At 71.2% G+C, this 14,214-nt stretch carries 15 protein-coding genes and 1 pseudogene; 9 read left to right on the top strand and 7 right to left on the bottom strand.

The window, feature by feature from the left end:
• Positions 1-697, bottom strand: a pseudogene (locus ACZ4EG_RS42595) (D-alanyl-D-alanine carboxypeptidase); the annotation flags it as partial.
• A 211-nt stretch (positions 698-908) separates the two neighbouring features.
• Here ACZ4EG_RS42595 and ACZ4EG_RS42590 point away from each other — a divergent pair.
• The 3 genes from ACZ4EG_RS42590 (at position 909) to ACZ4EG_RS42580 (ending at position 3,170) form a co-directional block, all read left to right on the top strand.
• Positions 909-1,664, top strand: coding sequence for a GOLPH3/VPS74 family protein (locus tag ACZ4EG_RS42590; RefSeq protein WP_453554882.1), 756 nt, complete (start codon positions 909-911; stop codon positions 1,662-1,664).
• A gap of 266 nt (positions 1,665-1,930) precedes the next feature.
• Positions 1,931-2,788: a helix-turn-helix domain-containing protein gene (locus ACZ4EG_RS42585; RefSeq protein ID WP_363298248.1), complete on the top strand. Its 858-nt coding sequence runs from the start codon at positions 1,931-1,933 to the stop codon at positions 2,786-2,788.
• A 190-nt stretch (positions 2,789-2,978) separates the two neighbouring features.
• On the top strand, positions 2,979-3,170 hold the full coding sequence (locus ACZ4EG_RS42580; RefSeq protein WP_453554884.1) for a DUF397 domain-containing protein: 192 nt from the start codon (positions 2,979-2,981) through the stop codon (positions 3,168-3,170).
• A 133-nt stretch (positions 3,171-3,303) separates the two neighbouring features.
• Here the strand turns inward: ACZ4EG_RS42580 and ACZ4EG_RS42575 are convergent, their stop codons facing one another.
• Both ACZ4EG_RS42575 and ACZ4EG_RS42570 read right to left on the bottom strand, forming a co-directional pair.
• Positions 3,304-4,152: a MerR family transcriptional regulator gene (locus ACZ4EG_RS42575; protein ID WP_467794453.1), complete on the bottom strand. Its 849-nt coding sequence runs from the start codon at positions 4,150-4,152 to the stop codon at positions 3,304-3,306.
• Between the two features lie 79 nt (positions 4,153-4,231).
• Positions 4,232-4,738: a glutathione peroxidase gene (locus ACZ4EG_RS42570; protein WP_467794452.1), complete on the bottom strand. Its 507-nt coding sequence runs from the start codon at positions 4,736-4,738 to the stop codon at positions 4,232-4,234.
• A gap of 96 nt (positions 4,739-4,834) precedes the next feature.
• On the opposite strand from ACZ4EG_RS42570, the gene ACZ4EG_RS42565 reads away from it, so the two are divergent.
• A complete protein-coding gene (locus ACZ4EG_RS42565; RefSeq protein WP_467794451.1) occupies positions 4,835-6,034 on the top strand; it encodes an RNA-guided endonuclease InsQ/TnpB family protein in 1,200 nt (399 codons plus the stop codon).
• An 89-nt stretch (positions 6,035-6,123) separates the two neighbouring features.
• On the opposite strand, the gene ACZ4EG_RS42560 is transcribed toward ACZ4EG_RS42565, so the two are convergent.
• Complete coding sequence (locus tag ACZ4EG_RS42560) at positions 6,124-7,101, bottom strand: helix-turn-helix domain-containing protein (protein ID WP_467794450.1); 978 nt, start codon at positions 7,099-7,101, stop codon at positions 6,124-6,126.
• Between the two features lie 68 nt (positions 7,102-7,169).
• Between ACZ4EG_RS42560 and ACZ4EG_RS42555 the strand changes: the two genes are divergently transcribed.
• A complete protein-coding gene (locus ACZ4EG_RS42555) occupies positions 7,170-8,360 on the top strand; it encodes an MFS transporter (protein ID WP_453554894.1) in 1,191 nt (396 codons plus the stop codon).
• Here ACZ4EG_RS42555 and ACZ4EG_RS42550 read toward each other — a convergent pair.
• Positions 8,305-9,231, bottom strand: a complete 927-nt coding sequence (locus ACZ4EG_RS42550; RefSeq protein ID WP_467794449.1) for a slipin family protein — start codon at positions 9,229-9,231, stop codon at positions 8,305-8,307. The two genes, ACZ4EG_RS42555 and ACZ4EG_RS42550, sit on opposite strands and share 56 nt — an antisense overlap.
• A gap of 148 nt (positions 9,232-9,379) precedes the next feature.
• On the opposite strand from ACZ4EG_RS42550, the gene ACZ4EG_RS42545 reads away from it, so the two are divergent.
• Complete coding sequence (locus tag ACZ4EG_RS42545) at positions 9,380-9,727, top strand: PadR family transcriptional regulator (RefSeq protein ID WP_363298241.1); 348 nt, start codon at positions 9,380-9,382, stop codon at positions 9,725-9,727.
• Positions 9,724-10,686: a hypothetical protein gene (locus ACZ4EG_RS42540; protein WP_467794448.1), complete on the top strand. Its 963-nt coding sequence runs from the start codon at positions 9,724-9,726 to the stop codon at positions 10,684-10,686. The genes ACZ4EG_RS42545 and ACZ4EG_RS42540 overlap by 4 nt, the downstream gene beginning before the upstream one ends.
• On the opposite strand, the gene ACZ4EG_RS42535 is transcribed toward ACZ4EG_RS42540, so the two are convergent.
• Entirely contained in the window at positions 10,649-11,050 is a 402-nt protein-coding gene (locus tag ACZ4EG_RS42535; RefSeq protein ID WP_467794447.1) for an SCO4402 family protein, read from the bottom strand. The genes ACZ4EG_RS42540 and ACZ4EG_RS42535 overlap by 38 nt on opposite strands.
• A 105-nt stretch (positions 11,051-11,155) precedes the next feature.
• Between ACZ4EG_RS42535 and ACZ4EG_RS42530 the strand changes: the two genes are divergently transcribed.
• On the top strand, positions 11,156-12,010 hold the full coding sequence (locus ACZ4EG_RS42530; RefSeq protein ID WP_453554904.1) for an alpha/beta fold hydrolase: 855 nt from the start codon (positions 11,156-11,158) through the stop codon (positions 12,008-12,010).
• A 107-nt stretch (positions 12,011-12,117) separates the two neighbouring features.
• On the top strand, positions 12,118-12,549 hold the full coding sequence (locus tag ACZ4EG_RS42525; protein ID WP_467794446.1) for a DUF6233 domain-containing protein: 432 nt from the start codon (positions 12,118-12,120) through the stop codon (positions 12,547-12,549).
• 31 nt (positions 12,550-12,580) lie between these two features.
• On the opposite strand, the gene ACZ4EG_RS42520 is transcribed toward ACZ4EG_RS42525, so the two are convergent.
• A complete protein-coding gene (locus ACZ4EG_RS42520; RefSeq protein ID WP_467794445.1) occupies positions 12,581-14,053 on the bottom strand; it encodes a sugar transferase in 1,473 nt (490 codons plus the stop codon).
• Between the last annotated feature and the right edge of the window lie 161 nt (positions 14,054-14,214).

The following is a 14,214-nucleotide window of genomic DNA, read 5'->3' as shown; positions in this document are numbered from 1 at the left end:
CGTCCTCGGGCGCGGAGTCCGCGTCCGCCGTCGCCTCGTCGTCCTCGGCCTCCGCGTCGGCCGCCGCCGACCCGCCCTCACCCTTGGCCTCGGAGCCGGCCTGTGCCGAGCTGCGAGCGTCCTCGGGCGCGGAGTCCGCGTCCGCCGTCGCCTCGTCGTCCTCGGCCTCCGCGTCGGCCGCCGCCGACCCGCCCTCACCCTTGGCCTCGGAGTCCGCCTGTGCCGTGCTCCGGGCGTCCTCGGGCTCGGAGTCCGCCTGCGACGTGCTCCGGGCGTCCTCGGGCTCGGAGTCCGCCTGCGACGTGCTCCGGGCGTCCTCGGGCTCGGAGTCCGCCTGCGACGCGCTCCGGTCCTCCTCGCCCTCGGAGTCCGCCTGCGACGCGCTCCGGGCCCCCTCGCCCTCGGAGTCCGCCCGGGCCTCCTCGTCGGACCCGGCGGAGCCGCCCGTGCGGACCCACGTTGCCACCGCCGCGCGCAGGCGGCTGTCCTCGGCCTCCTGCTCGGGGCCTCCCGCGGTAGCGGGCACGTCCCGCACCGACAGGACACGGGTCGCCGTGTCCGCGGTGCGGCGGGACACCGCGAGACGCGGGTCGCGTGCCTCGGGAACCGGACCCCCGCTCCCCGGCGTCGGTTCTGCCGACGACTCGCGCTGCTTCGACTTGTCGGGGGACTCGCCCGCCACCGATGCCTCCTCCATGTGCCGCACGCCCTCCGTGCCCTAACCGCAGTCCGGACCCCGCCTCCCCGACGCTGTCCGAACCATGTACCAGTGTCCTGTGTGCGGGCTTGACCCATGCGGCTAGACGAGAACGACATACCTACCGGTTCCCTTACGAACCGGTCACGCACCCTCGACAGACCAATGTGAGAGGGGTCACCCTGTCATTCATCCACGCGGGGAGGCATGGATGGGCAGGAGCCGCAGAACAATTCCGGAGGAGCTTCTGCTGCTGGCATTGGACCCGGCCACGGGTACCACTGCGCAGCCGCAGTCGCTCGACCTCGGTCTGGCCGGAGCACAGCTAGTGGAGCTGGCGCTGGCCGGACGGATAGCCCCAGACGGGGATCGTATCGCCGTGGTGGTGCCACGGCCGACAGGAGATCCAACTCTGGACTGCGCGTTGGAGTTGCTGCGAAGGCGCGGCGCTCCGGTTCGTGCTGTCCACTGGATCGGCGGGCCGCGTCTCGGGCTCCGCCAGACGTACCTCTCGCATCTGGAGCGGTGCGGCATGGTTGCCGCCGTACCGGGACAGATGTGCGGGGTGCTGCCGACGACTCGCTACCAGGCGACGGACACCGACATCAGCCGGGAGATCCGTTCCCGGCTGGATTCCGCGATCCGCACCGGCGTACCGCCGGACCCGCGGACCGCGGCGCTCGCCGCCCTGGCGCACGCGGTCGGCCTCGGCAAGCACCTGTATCCGGGGAACGAGGGACGCTCGTCCCGCTCCCGGCTGCGGGACCTGATCCGGCACGACCCGATGGGCGGCCTCGTGGCACACGCCGTGATGGACGTCCAGAACGGCGCTGTGGCCCAGCCACGCCGCAACCCGGCATCCGCCGGCCGCCAGGCCGGACCGGGAGCCAGGGCCGCAGCGGAACCCGCTCGTGGCGTTCCGATGCAACCGCGCCACGGTTCCATGGCGCGCGCCGTGGTCCACTGAGCCGCAGCACCACGGCATCGCACCCGCACACACCGCACGACCGCCGCACCGTCAGTCCCCACAGACCCGGTTCGGGAGCCGCTGGTCCGAGCGGGGCGGTGAGACACCGTGTCTCACCGCCCCGCTCGGCTGCTTGTGCCCGAACTGACGCGTACGCGCTGCATATCCACTGTTTGCCAGCGGTAGTAAGCACCTTGGTGGCAGTCTGCTCAACAGCAGATACGCAAAGTGCCAGGTACAGGCAGGCAGCCGGAGGTGCACGTCCCGTGGCGTCCAATGTCAATCCAACCGTCAGGCGACGCCGGCTGGGCCAGGAGCTGCGCAGGCTCCGCGAGCTCAAGGGCATGACGGCCGAGGAAGTGGCGGAGCGACTGCTGGTCTCGCAGTCGAAGATCAGCCGTCTGGAGAACGGCCGGCGCAGCATCAGCCAGCGTGACGTCCGTGATCTGTGCGGGGTGTACGAGGTCGAGGACCAGCGGGTCGTCGACTCGCTGATGGAGATGGCCCGGGACTCCCGGCAACAGGGCTGGTGGCATGCGTTCGGGGACATCCCGTACAGCGTCTACATCGGCCTGGAGACCGACGCCGAGTCGCTGCGGGTGTACGAACCCCAGCTGGTCACCGGGCTGTTGCAGACCCGGGCGTATGCGGAGGCCCTGGTGCAGGGCGCGCTGCCGGAGACCTCGACGACCGACATCGAGAAGCGGGTCCAGGTGCGGCTGCGGCGACAGGAACGTATCGCCGCCGAGAACAACCCGCTCCGGCTGTGGGTGGTGCTGGACGAGGCGGCGCTGCGCCGGGTGGTGGGCAGCAAGCTGGTCATGCGGGAGCAGCTGGAGCACCTCATCGAGATGTCCCAGCTGCCCCATGTCACCGTGCAGGTCCTGCCGTTCGAGGTGGGCGCGCACCCGGGGCTCAACGGCCAGTACGCGATCCTGGAGTTCGCCGACGCGGCCGACTCCAGCGTGGTGTACCTGGAGGGCGTCACCAGTGATCTCTATCTGGAGAAGGCGCACGACGTCCAGAAGTACGCGGTGATGTACGAGCACTTGCGGGCACAGTCCCTGAATGTGGAGCAATCCCGGCAATACATTGCAGACGTGGCCAAAGAGTATGCCCGTTGAGGGTGCTTCCGCATGAAGCGCCGGATCGTACACCGGTGTAACGCTCCAGCGGAAGGCTCACCTGGAATATGCCATCCGGTTGAGTGAACGGCCACTCCAGGAAGGGATGTTGCCGAGTAGCGTCGATCACGCCAATCGATCGACATGGTTGGCGTGAATGGCACTACAGCAACTCGCTACAGGAGTGGAAATGGCACTGCTTCAGGGCGCCACGGAGACGTGGACCAAGTCCTCCTATTCCGCAGGGAACGGAGCCTGCGTCGAGGTCAGGTCGGCCGCGGCCGTCGAACTCGCCGTGCGTGACTCCAAGGTCGCGGAGGGCCCGGTCCTCGCCTTCCCCGCCGACGCCTGGAACGCATTCGTGGCCTCGGTCAAGGCTTAGGGGGCTCCCTGACCCTCGCCAACAAGCCCCGGACACCTACACGACAACTGCACAAGCACCACCCAGAGCCCTCTCGACCAGCCCGCCGTCCTTGCCGAGGGGGCTCACCCTCTTTCTGCTCCTGCCAGGGCCCTCACTTCACCGGGAACGCCACATCGCACACCGGGTCATGCGCCCCCGACGCCTCCCAGTCCGCGAAGTACACCTCCCGGCACGGCCCGGCCATCTCCAGGACCTGACCGGACATCCACTCCTCCACCGCCTCGAAGGCGGCCAGGATCTGCGGATGGGCCACCTGGGCCTTGGTGATGCGGGTGAACGCCAGCCGCTGGGCCGGCTCCACCCTCACCTTCGTCTCCCAGGCTCGCCCATGCCGGGCCGCCCACGCGCGGGCCGCCTCCGCGTCCGCGACCGGTACGCACGACTCCGCGGGGCCGTCGCTCTCCATGGACACCTCGGCGTGGTAGACGACGAACGGGGCACCCGCCACGCCCCCGCACTCCCGCGCCGCCGACTCCAGCCGCCTCAGCGACGCCCCGATCCACGCCGGCAGCTCGTCGGCCAGGGTGTGCCGCGTCTCGGTGATCACCACCTGCTCGGGCACGTCCACCGTCTCCACCACGAACTTCCCGTACATCTCCGAACTCCTCCCGGACAACCGTCCACGGAGGTACTCGGCGAGCGTCCGCTGCCCCGCGACCCGCGCCTCGACGTCCGCCCAGTACGCGGCGAGCCGGTCCGCGGCCTCGGGCCCGTCCGCCTCCACCACCTCGGCGATCCGCGCGAGCGGCATGTCCAGCTGCCGCAGCAGCGCCACCAGGCGGGCACGCTCCGCCTGGTCGGCGCGGTAGTAGCGGTAGCCGCTGGCCTCGTCGACACGCGCCGGGGACAGCAGTCCGAGCCGGTCGTACAGCCGCAGGGCCTTGGCCGACAGCCTGGCCCGCGCCGCGAACGCGCCGATGGTGAGCAGTTCGTCGTCCACTACGCCATCCTCCGTCACCGGGCGCCTTCCGCCCGGTGACAAGGACGCTCACCCTTGCCCCAGGGGCAAGGTCAACCGGCTAGGAGAGCTGGGCCTCCACGGCGGCCACGAGCTCGGCCGACTCCGGCTCGGTCTGCGGCGAGAAGCGGGCGACGACCTTGCCGTCCCGACCGACCAGGAACTTCTCGAAGTTCCAGCGGATGTCCCCGTCGTGCCCCTCGGCGTCGGCGAAGCCGACCAGACGGTCGTACAGCGGGTGCCGGCCCTCGCCGTTCACCTCGACCTTCTCGGTCAGCGGGAAGGTCACGCCGTACGTCGCGGAGCAGAACTCGGCGATCTCCTCGGCGCTCCCGGGCTCCTGGCCCATGAACTGGTTGCAGGGCACCCCGAGCACGGTGAAGCCCTGCGCCGCGTACCGCTCCTGGAGCTTCTCCAGGCCGTTGTACTGCGGGGTCAGACCGCACTTGGAGGCCACGTTGACAATGAGCACCGCCTTGCCGGCGTAGCTGCTCAGGTCGGCGGAGCCGCCCTGCAGCGCACCGATCTCGACGTCGAGCACGGACCCGTTGTTCTCAGTGGTCGTCATCAGATCTCCTTCGAGGAAAGCCGGTCCGCCGAACGGGCGGACCGGCATCCATCATCGACCATCCTGGTCACAAACTGATGCACTAGTATGTGAAACGTGCCTACCACCCACGTGAAGCGGGCGTTCAAGTACCGCTTCTATCCGACCGATGTGCAGACGGCCGAGCTGTCGCGCACGTTCGGGTGTGTGCGGAAGGTCTACAACCTCGCGCTCGCGGCACGCACGCAGGCGTGGGCGCTGCGGCAGGAGCGGGTGAACTACAACGCGACGTCGGCGATGCTGACGGCGTGGAAGAAGACCGAGGAACTCGCGTACCTCAACGACGTCTCCTCCGTCCCGATGCAGCAGGCCCTGCGCCACCTGCAGACGGCGTTCACGAACTTCTTCGCCAAGCGGGCGAAGTACCCGCGGTTCAAGTCGCGGAAGAAGTCCCGCAAGTCCGCCGAGTACACCACCAGTGCGTTCCGCTTCCGCGACGGCAGGCTGACGCTGGCGAAGATGGCCGAGCCGCTCGACATCGTGTGGTCCCGTCCCCTGCCCGAGGGTGCCACGCTGTCCACGGTCACGGTGTCGCAGGACACGGCCGGTCGCTGGTATGTGTCCTTGCTGTGCGAGGACCCCGGCGTCAAGCCGCTCCCGGACAACAGGAACGCGGTCGGCGTGGACGCCGGACTCGACCATCTGTTGACTCTGTCCAGCGGGGAGAAGATCACCAACCCTCGGCATGAGCGGCGCGACCGTGCGCGCCTCGCGAAGGCCCAGCGGGTACACGCCCGTAGGGAGAAGGGATCGGCGAACCGGGAGAAGGCACGCCGGAAGGTCGCCCGCATCCACGCTCGCATCGCCGACCGGCGAAGCGACAACCTTCACAAGGTCACCACTCGGCTCGTTCGTGAGAACCAAACGATCGTGATCGAGGACCTCACCGTCCGTAACCTGCTCAAGAACGGCAGGCTCGCCCGCGCGATCAGTGATGCGGTGTGGGGCGAGTTCCGGAGCATGCTGGAGTACAAGGCAGCCTGGTACGGCCGCGAAGTGATCGCGGTCGACCGCTGGTTCCCGTCCTCCAAGCTGTGCTCGAACTGTGGAGCCCTGCAGGACAAGATGCCGCCGCACGTGCGCACCTGGACGTGCGCCGACTGCGGCGTCACCCACGATCGCGACGGGAACGCCGCGAAGAACCTTCTGGCCGCCGGGCTGGCGGTGTCGGCCTGTGGAGCCGGTGTAAGACCTCAACGGAGTTCTCCGGGCGGGCAGCCGGTGACGAAGCAGGAAGCCCTACGACGCGAGCCGTAGGAATCCCCTGCCGTCAGGCAGGGGAGGAAGCCAAAAGCGGATACTGACCCCGCCGCGCTGTGCCGCGCGCCTGCCCATCCGGTCTGCCGCTAAGTGGCGGACCGGTTCCCGGCCTCGACGACCACGTCACCCGCCGCCGTCCGCGAGTACAGCACCGACCGCCCGGCTCGCCGCCGCTCCACCAGCCCGGCGCCGAGCAGCACCTTCAGATGCCGGCCGACCGAGCCCAGCCCCTGCCCGGTCACGGCGACCAGCTGGGTCGTGCTCATCGGAGTCCCCAGCAGTACCAGCAGTCCGGCGCGCGCGCTCCCGATGAGCGCCCCGAGCCCGGCCGGTACCGGCCGCCGGCCGTGCTCCTCGGCGAGCACCCCCAGACACGGGTAGACGACGGCGTAGCGCTCCCGTCCCTCCCATGACACCCAGCCGGTCCGCGGCGTCACCGGCATGAACAGCAGCTCGGCCCCGGTGGCGATCTCCCGCGCCGGATACGCGTGCCGGTTGACCTGGAGCCCGCTCTCCCCGAGCCACCGCGTCCGCGGCCCCAGCGAGTCCAGCACGGCCGCCCAGCCGCCCTGGCTCACCCGCGCGGTCCGCGCCACCATGTCGGCCTCCAGGACCCGCCGCCGGCGCTCCCAGTACGGCCGTACGGCCTCCTCCCAGACGTACGTCAGGAGCGCGGCCGCCCGCTCGGGCAGGTCGTCCTGCTCCAGAGCGGCCGGGAGCAGGCCCCGCAGGGACACCCGGAGGTCGGCCCGCGCCTGCCCGGCCCCGGCCGACCGCACCCGGGCCACGGTCCCCTCGAAACTCTCCCCGGCACACGAGGTGGGGCAGAAGAAGTCGGCGATCCAGGCCGTGCCGAGCGCCGCCGACACGAGCGGCGCGGCCACCGGGTCGGCCGCCAGGCGCGCCCGGTAGCCGGGCAGATGCGTGCGCAGCCAGGCCTCCTCGCCCGGATGGGCGGCGGTACCCGCGTGCAGCAGCTTCAGGCTCGCGAACGTCTCGGCGAACGGCGAGAGCACGAACCGGCTGCGGGCGAGGGTGTCGGTGTCGATCTGCCACAGGCCCATGCGTACGACCTTTCGCAGCGCGGCGAAACACTAAACACAGCCCCCGGGCCGCCCCGAGACTCCCCTGCATGCGCAGCTACCGGACCCTGTTCCGCACCCCCGAGTTCACTCCGTTCCTGCTCTCCTTCGCCGCCTCCGCCGCGGCCCAGACGATCGGCGGCCTGGCCCTCGGCACGCTGGTCTTCCGGGCCACCGGCTCCCCTCTCCTGTCGGCGGTGAGCATGTTCGGCCCGCAGCTGGCCCAGTTGCTGGGCGCCACGTTCCTGCTCTCGGGCGCCGACCGGCTGCCGCCGCGCGCGACGCTGTCCGGCATCGGCCTCGCCTACGCGGTGGGCACGGCGGTGCTGGCACTGCCCGGTCTGCCGATCTGGGCGGTCTTCGTCGTCCTGCTCGTGCAGGGCCTGGTCGCGTCGCTGGGCGGGGGAGCGCGCGCGGGACTGCTGAACGAGATCCTGACGAAGGACGGCTACGTCCTCGGCCGTTCCGTGTACAACATGCTCTGGGGCCTGATCCAGATGGCCGGCTTCGCCTCGGGCGGCGCACTGCTGACGCTCCTCTCCCCGCAGACCTGCCTGCTGCTGGCGGCGGCGCTGTACGCGGCATCCGCCCTCGTCACCCACCTGGGCCTCACGGCCCGCCCACCGCGCTCCGCCGGCCGCCCGTCCTTCTCGGCGACCTGGCGCACCAACGCCCTCCTGTGGTCCGTACGCCCCCGCCGCCTGACCTACCTGGGCCTGTGGGTCCCCAACGGCCTGGTGGTCGGCGGCGATTCGCTCTACGTCTCCTACGCCCCCTCGGCCGCCGGCACGCTGTACGCGTGCGGGGCGCTGGGCATGTTCGTCGGCGACATGGCGGTGGGCCGTCTGGTACCGCCCGCGGTGCGCCCCCGTCTCGCGACCCCGTTGCGCCTGCTGCTGGCGGTGCCCTACCTGTTCTTCTTCCTGCGGCCGGGAGTGGTGCTGTCGGCCCTGGCCGTCAGTGTCGCCTCCGCCGGCTTCGCCGCGAGCCTCGTCCTCCAGGAACGCCTGATGTCCCTCACCCCCGACGACCTCGCGGGCCAGGCCCTCGGCCTGCACGCCACCGGCATGGTCGCCGCGCAGGGCGTCAGCGCCGCGCTGGCGGGCTCGGTGGCCCAGCTCACCTCGCCCGCCCGCGCGATGACGCTCATGGCGTGCGCGTCACTCGCCGTGACGCTGACGCTGGCTACTGCTGCTCGACGGGAGCGGACGGCTCCGCTGCCGGTTCCTGCGGAGCGGTGAGTTCCGCGGTGGGCCCGAACTTGTCGGCGACGGCGGCGATCTGCTCGATCCCGGCCTTGAGCGCGGCCGGTCCGTCCAGCTCCCGCTCGTTCTTCTCGACCTCCTGGTCGAGCCGCTTGGTCGCCCGCTCGAAGTAGCGCAGCAGCTCCACCGGGAAGGGCATCACCAGCGTGGAGTTCTTCTCGGCGGCCACCTCGACGACGGTCTGCAGCAGCCGCAGCTGCATCGCCTCGGGGGTCTCGGCCATGATCCGCGAGGCGTTGGCGAGCTGCTGCGCGGCCTGGAACTCACCGTCCGCGGTGATGACCCGGGCGCGCCGCTCGCGCTCCGCCTCGGCCTGCCGGGACATGGAGCGCTTCAGGGACTCCGGCAGCTGTACGTCCTTGATCTCGACGCGGTCGATGTGGATGCCCCACTCGGCGGCCGGGCTGTCGATCATCAGCGCCAGGCCCTCGTGCAGCCGCTCGCGGTCGGTGAGCAGGTCGTCGAGGTCGCTCTTGCCGATGATGGACCGGAGCGAGGACTGGGCGACCTGGCCGACGGCGAAGACGTAGTCCTGCACCTCGATGGCGGCCCGTACGGGGTCGGTCACCCGGAAGTAGACGACGGCGTCGACCTTGACGGACACGTTGTCCCTGGTGATGCCCTCCTGGGTGGGCACCGGCATGGTGACCACCTGCACGTTCACCTTCCGCATCCGGTCGGCGAACGGGATCAGGAAGGTGATGCCCGGATGACGGTACGACGGCAGCGCCTTGCCCCAGCGGAACACCACTCCGCGCTCGACCTGGTTGACCACCCGCATCCCACTGCGCAGCACGAGCAGGGCCAGCACGACCACGAGCACGACTGCGACGACGGTGCCCTCCATGGCACTCCATTCTCCGACGGGACATTGGGACACCGGAGATGACACCGGCCGGGGCTCGGCGGATGCGGTGGGGCGCGTCAGGAGTGCGTAAAGAATCCTGACGCGGGCAAGTGGCTGTATATATCGGTAGCCGGTATATGCTCGGCGTATGACCGAGCAACCGCTGCGGGAGCCGACGCTCCTTCTCCTGACCGCGTTGGCGGACGCCCCCCGCCACGGCTACGCGTTGATGCAGGAGGTCGAGAAGATCTCCCGGGGCCGGGTCCGCATGCGGGCCGGCACCCTGTACGGCGCGCTGGACCGCCTGCTCAAGCAGGGGCTCGTCCGCGTCGAGAGCGAGGAGATCGTCGACAGCCGGATGCGCCGCACCTACGCCCTCACCGACGCCGGCTCCGTCCTGCTGGCCGCCGAGGCCGAGCGCCTGCGCGCCACCGCCGACGAAGCGGTACGGCGCCTGGGCGCCAACCCCGCCCGGCCGGACGGAGCCACCGCATGAGCACGCCCCCGCCGCACTGGACCACCCGTGCGTACCCCGCCGCCTACCGCCGCGAGTACGCCGCCGAGATCAGCGACCTCATCCTCCGCGTCACGGCCGAGGAAGGCCGGCGCGCCGGTGCCCTCGAACAGGCCGCGGTCCTCGGTCACGCCCTGCGCCTGCGCACCGGCCTGGACTCCGCCCGCCCCGGCGGCCGCCTCCTGGCGAGGCTGCTGCCCCTGGCGATTCCGATAGCCGCCACTCTCTCCCTCACCCTGCTCGTCCTGTGGCGGGTGCCTCCGCTGCCCTGGGACGGTGAACGCGCCTACACCCCGCTCGCGTACGTCCCCTGGCTCGCCGTCCTCGGCTGTGCGCTCGCGGGCCGCTGGTCGGCCGCCCGGATCGCCGCCGGGGCCGCGCTGCTGGGCGCCGTCGTGTCCTTCCCCCTGGTCCGCTGGACGGACGGCACGGAAGGCCTCGCCGAGAACCGGTCGACGCTCGCGGGGCTGGCCCTGGTCGCCGTCCTCGTCCTGCTCGCCCCGCCGGACCTGCCGCCCACCACGAGTTCCGCCCGCCGGACCATCGCGCTGATCGCCCTGGCCCTGGGAGTGCCGCTGCTGGTCGGGTCGCTCACGGTCTTCCAGGCGGACTCCGGGCCGTCCGCCACGACCGACGCGCGCCCCGATCCGCTGCGTCTGCTGTTCTTCTTCACCCCGCTGGTCCTCGCGGTGCCCGCCGCCCTGGCGATGGCCCGCGCCCGCTTCGGCCCCCTCCTGGCGGCCCTCCTGATGACCGCTTCGGTACTCGCGTTCGTCCCGGTCGGCTTGCTGCAACAAGTGCCGTACGCCGACGGCGGCTTGCTGGCCCGCCTGACCTTCCTGACCGGCGCACTGACCCTGACCGCCTACGCGGCCCGCACCATCCGCAACCGCCGACGCGGGCTCAACGGCCCCGCTGGTGAAGGCGCACGAGTTCGCTGAGGTCGTTCGCGACCATGACCCGCGCGAGACGTCCGGCGACTGCCACGACCTCGGGCCAGGCCTTCGAGGAGAGGTATTCCGCGTCGGTGTCGTGGGGCACCTCGTCCGTCGCGGCGTTGAGTGCGGCCCCCAACTGCCGCATGAGAGCGACCTCTTCCTCGGTCCTCAGGCTGGTGCCGAGGTAGGTCTGCGGGTTGTCGGCATCGCAGAAGTCGTCGAAGAGCGTGTGGAAGATGTGATCCAGGTTCTCGAAGACGGACGGGTCCAGCCAGACGTCCCGCTGCCACGGCGGGTTGGCCGGCGCCAGGACTGCCGGGACGAGGTTGACGCGGAAGTTCGCCATGAGCAGTCCGTTCTCGTCCACGAGTCCAAGGCTAGTGGGGAGCGGTCGCGGGACTGTGGCGGGAGGGCTTGAATGAGGGTGTGCGGAGGAATGAGGGTGTGACGGGGTAGGACGAGGGAGGGTGTCATGGACCCGGCCGTCGAGCCGCTGGCCGTATCGCGCGGTCCCTACCGCCTGCACGCCGAAGTCCTGCCGGGAAACGGCACGCCTGTGGTCCTCATGCACGGCTTCCCCGACAGCACCCGCCTCTACGACCGGCTGCTGCCATACCTCCAGGGCCGGGCGCCCGTGGTGCGGTTCGACTTCCTGGGCTGGGGGGAGTCGGAGAAGCCGCGCGAGTACCCCTACTCGGTGGCCGGTCAGGTGGGTGACCTCTCCGCCGTCGCCGAAGCGGTGGCCGAGAACCTGGGCACCCGCCGGCTGGTGCTGGTGGCGCACGACGCCTCGGGCCCGCCCGCGATCGACTGGGCGCTCGCCCACCCGGACCGTGTCGAGCGGCTCGTCCTGCTGAACACCTACTACCACTGGACCCCCGCGCTGCGCCGCCCGCCCGCCATCGCCCTCTACTCCACGCCGCTGGTACGCACGGCCGCGCGCGCCGCCGTCCGGCGCCGACCGGAGCTGGACCGGCGCCTCTTCGCCTGGCAGGTGGGCCGGTTCATCCGTGACCCAGGCGTGCGCGAGCAGTGCGTGGCGCGGCTCTACGAGCAGTTTCCCGCCGCGCGCCCGGCCTTCTGGCGGCTCAACGACGAGCTCCTCTCGGCCGTACTGAGCCGCACACGCCGCCTCCCCGAGCTGCGCGCGTTCCAGCCGCCCGTACGGGTCGTCTTCGGGGCCCGGGACCGCTACCTCAACGCGCGGGTGGCACGGCAGTTCGCCGACCTGTTCCCGAACAGCGAGCTGTGTCTGCTCGTCGAAGCCGGTCATTACGTCCAGGTCGACGAGCCCGGGCAAGTGGCCGACGCGATCGTTTCCGCGTAGCTCGGGATGGCGCCCAAAATCGAACACGTGCTTGAATTTGGGCATGCGACCGTTCCTCGACGACCTCGTCCAGGCGCAGCAGGCGTGGAGCGCCACCGGTGCGGGGCATGTCCGCGCTGCCACCTGACGCACCGCGGCTCCGGGCGATCCTCGCGTACCTCCAGGAACAGATCGCGCGGAGCGACACCGTCGGCATCTATCTGCGTCTGCAGCGGGACGCGGTACGGGAGGCACTGGACCGCGCCGAGGGCCGGTCGGCGCCGGGAAACCCACGGCCGCACGCGCCCGCACGGCGTCCCGCCGTACCGCCCTCCTTCGCGCCGAGCCGGGGCCGGCGGCGGTCGACGGGGTTCGTCGTCCAGCAGAAGCGGACGCCGGGCGGGCCCGAGCCCGCCGTGATCCACACGGACGACTGCACGATGATCGAGGGCACCCCCCACCCGATCGGAGACCACGAAGCCCGCGTCGCGCTCACGGACCCGAACATCGAACCGTGCGCGTTCTGCCGCCCGGACACCGAGCTGGGCGTCCTGGACTAGAGGCCGCCCGTCCCGACCGTCCCGCCGGCGCTCAGTAGGCCCCGGTGCCGGCCACGACGACACGCACCGTACGAGCGAGAACCGCGAGGTCTCCGGCCGGGGACCAGTTGTCCACGTACCGGAGGTCCAGGGCGACCGTCTCGTCCCAGGACAGGTCGGAGCGGCCGCTGACCTGCCACAGGCCGGTGAGCCCCGGCTTGACCGCCAGCCTGCGCAGCTCCACCTCGTCGTACCCGGCGACCTCGTCGGGCAGCGGCGGCCGCGGACCGACCAGGGACATGCGGCCCTGCATCACGTTGAACAGCTGGGGCAGTTCGTCCAGGGAGCAGCGGCGCAGCACCCGGCCGGTGCGGGTGATCCGCGGATCGCGGCGGATCTTGAACATCCGGCCGTCCTGCTCGTTGCCCCCGGCCAGCTGGTGCCGCAGCCGCTCCGCGTCGGCGACCATCGTGCGGAACTTGGCCATGGTGAACGGCCTCCCGTTCCGGCCGATGCGCGTCTGCCGGTGCACGACCGGGCCCGGGGAGTCCAGCCGTACGGCCAGGGCCACCGCCGCGAACACCGGGGCGAGCAGCACGATCAACAGTGCCGCGCCGAGCCGGTCCGTCACCGACTTGACCAGCATCGCGGGCCCGCGCCGCAGCGGCGGGGCCACGTTCAGCATCGTGAGCCCGGCCACCGAGTGGACGCCCACCCGGCGCCCGGCGACCTCGCTCAGGCCGGGTACGACCACGAGCGGGCGCTCCTCGCCGTGCAGGGCCCAAGACAGCCGCCGCAGGCGCGTGCCGGACAGGCGCGATCCCGGTACGACGACGACCACGTCCACATCGAGCCGCCGGGCCGCCTCCAGCACCGGGGCGGTGTCGGCCGACGGGCGCTGCGGCGCCTGGCTGCCCAGGCGGGTGGCGACCGGGGCCAGTGCGTGCGGGTCCTCGTCGCCGACCGGGCACACCCCGACGACGACGAGCTCGTGGTCGGTCCGTCGCGCGAGATGGCTCACCAGACCGTCGACGGCGTGCGCCTCCCCGATCACCAGGGCCCGGCGGACGGCCAGGCCGTCGCGGCGCCGGGCGAGAAGATGACGGTGGATCAGTCGGTGCACGACGGCACTCGTCGGCACGCAGGGCACCAGTGCGGCGAGCGCCACGAGGAACGGGGACTCCTCGCCCGTCGCCGCCCGCACCACCGCGAGCAGGCCGACCAGTACCAGCCAGTCCTGCAGTGCGAGCCCGGCGCTGTTGCCCTCGCCGAGACTGCGTTCGGCGTAGCGGTTCCGTACGACGCGTACGAGCAGCCAGGCCGCGGCCGCCACTGTCGCGTAGGCCAGGGCACTGGCGCGGTCGACCAGTGCGAAGGCCAGGTATACCGGCAGGGCCGCGCCGGTCGCGTCGCCGACGACGGCGGTGGGTGCGTACCAGGCGGCCTTGCCGGTGCGGCGCCGGGGCGGCGGCGGCTCCCGGATGACCTGTGTCTGCGCAGGTCTTGCCCCAGGCACGTGGGGCATCGTGTCCTCGAACAGCCACATTCCGCCTCCAAGTACATCAAAAAGGACTGTTTGAGTGTGTATGGATGTGCCATGCACATGGGGGCGCGACGCTGGGGTGCGGGCAACTCTCACCCGATGAGCAGAGTTCCATGCCGATTGCATATGCCAAGTGCCCGCGC

It is taken from the genome of Streptomyces sp. NPDC025638 (genome assembly GCF_055558775.1).
This window is presented reverse-complemented; position numbering and strand designations above follow the sequence as displayed.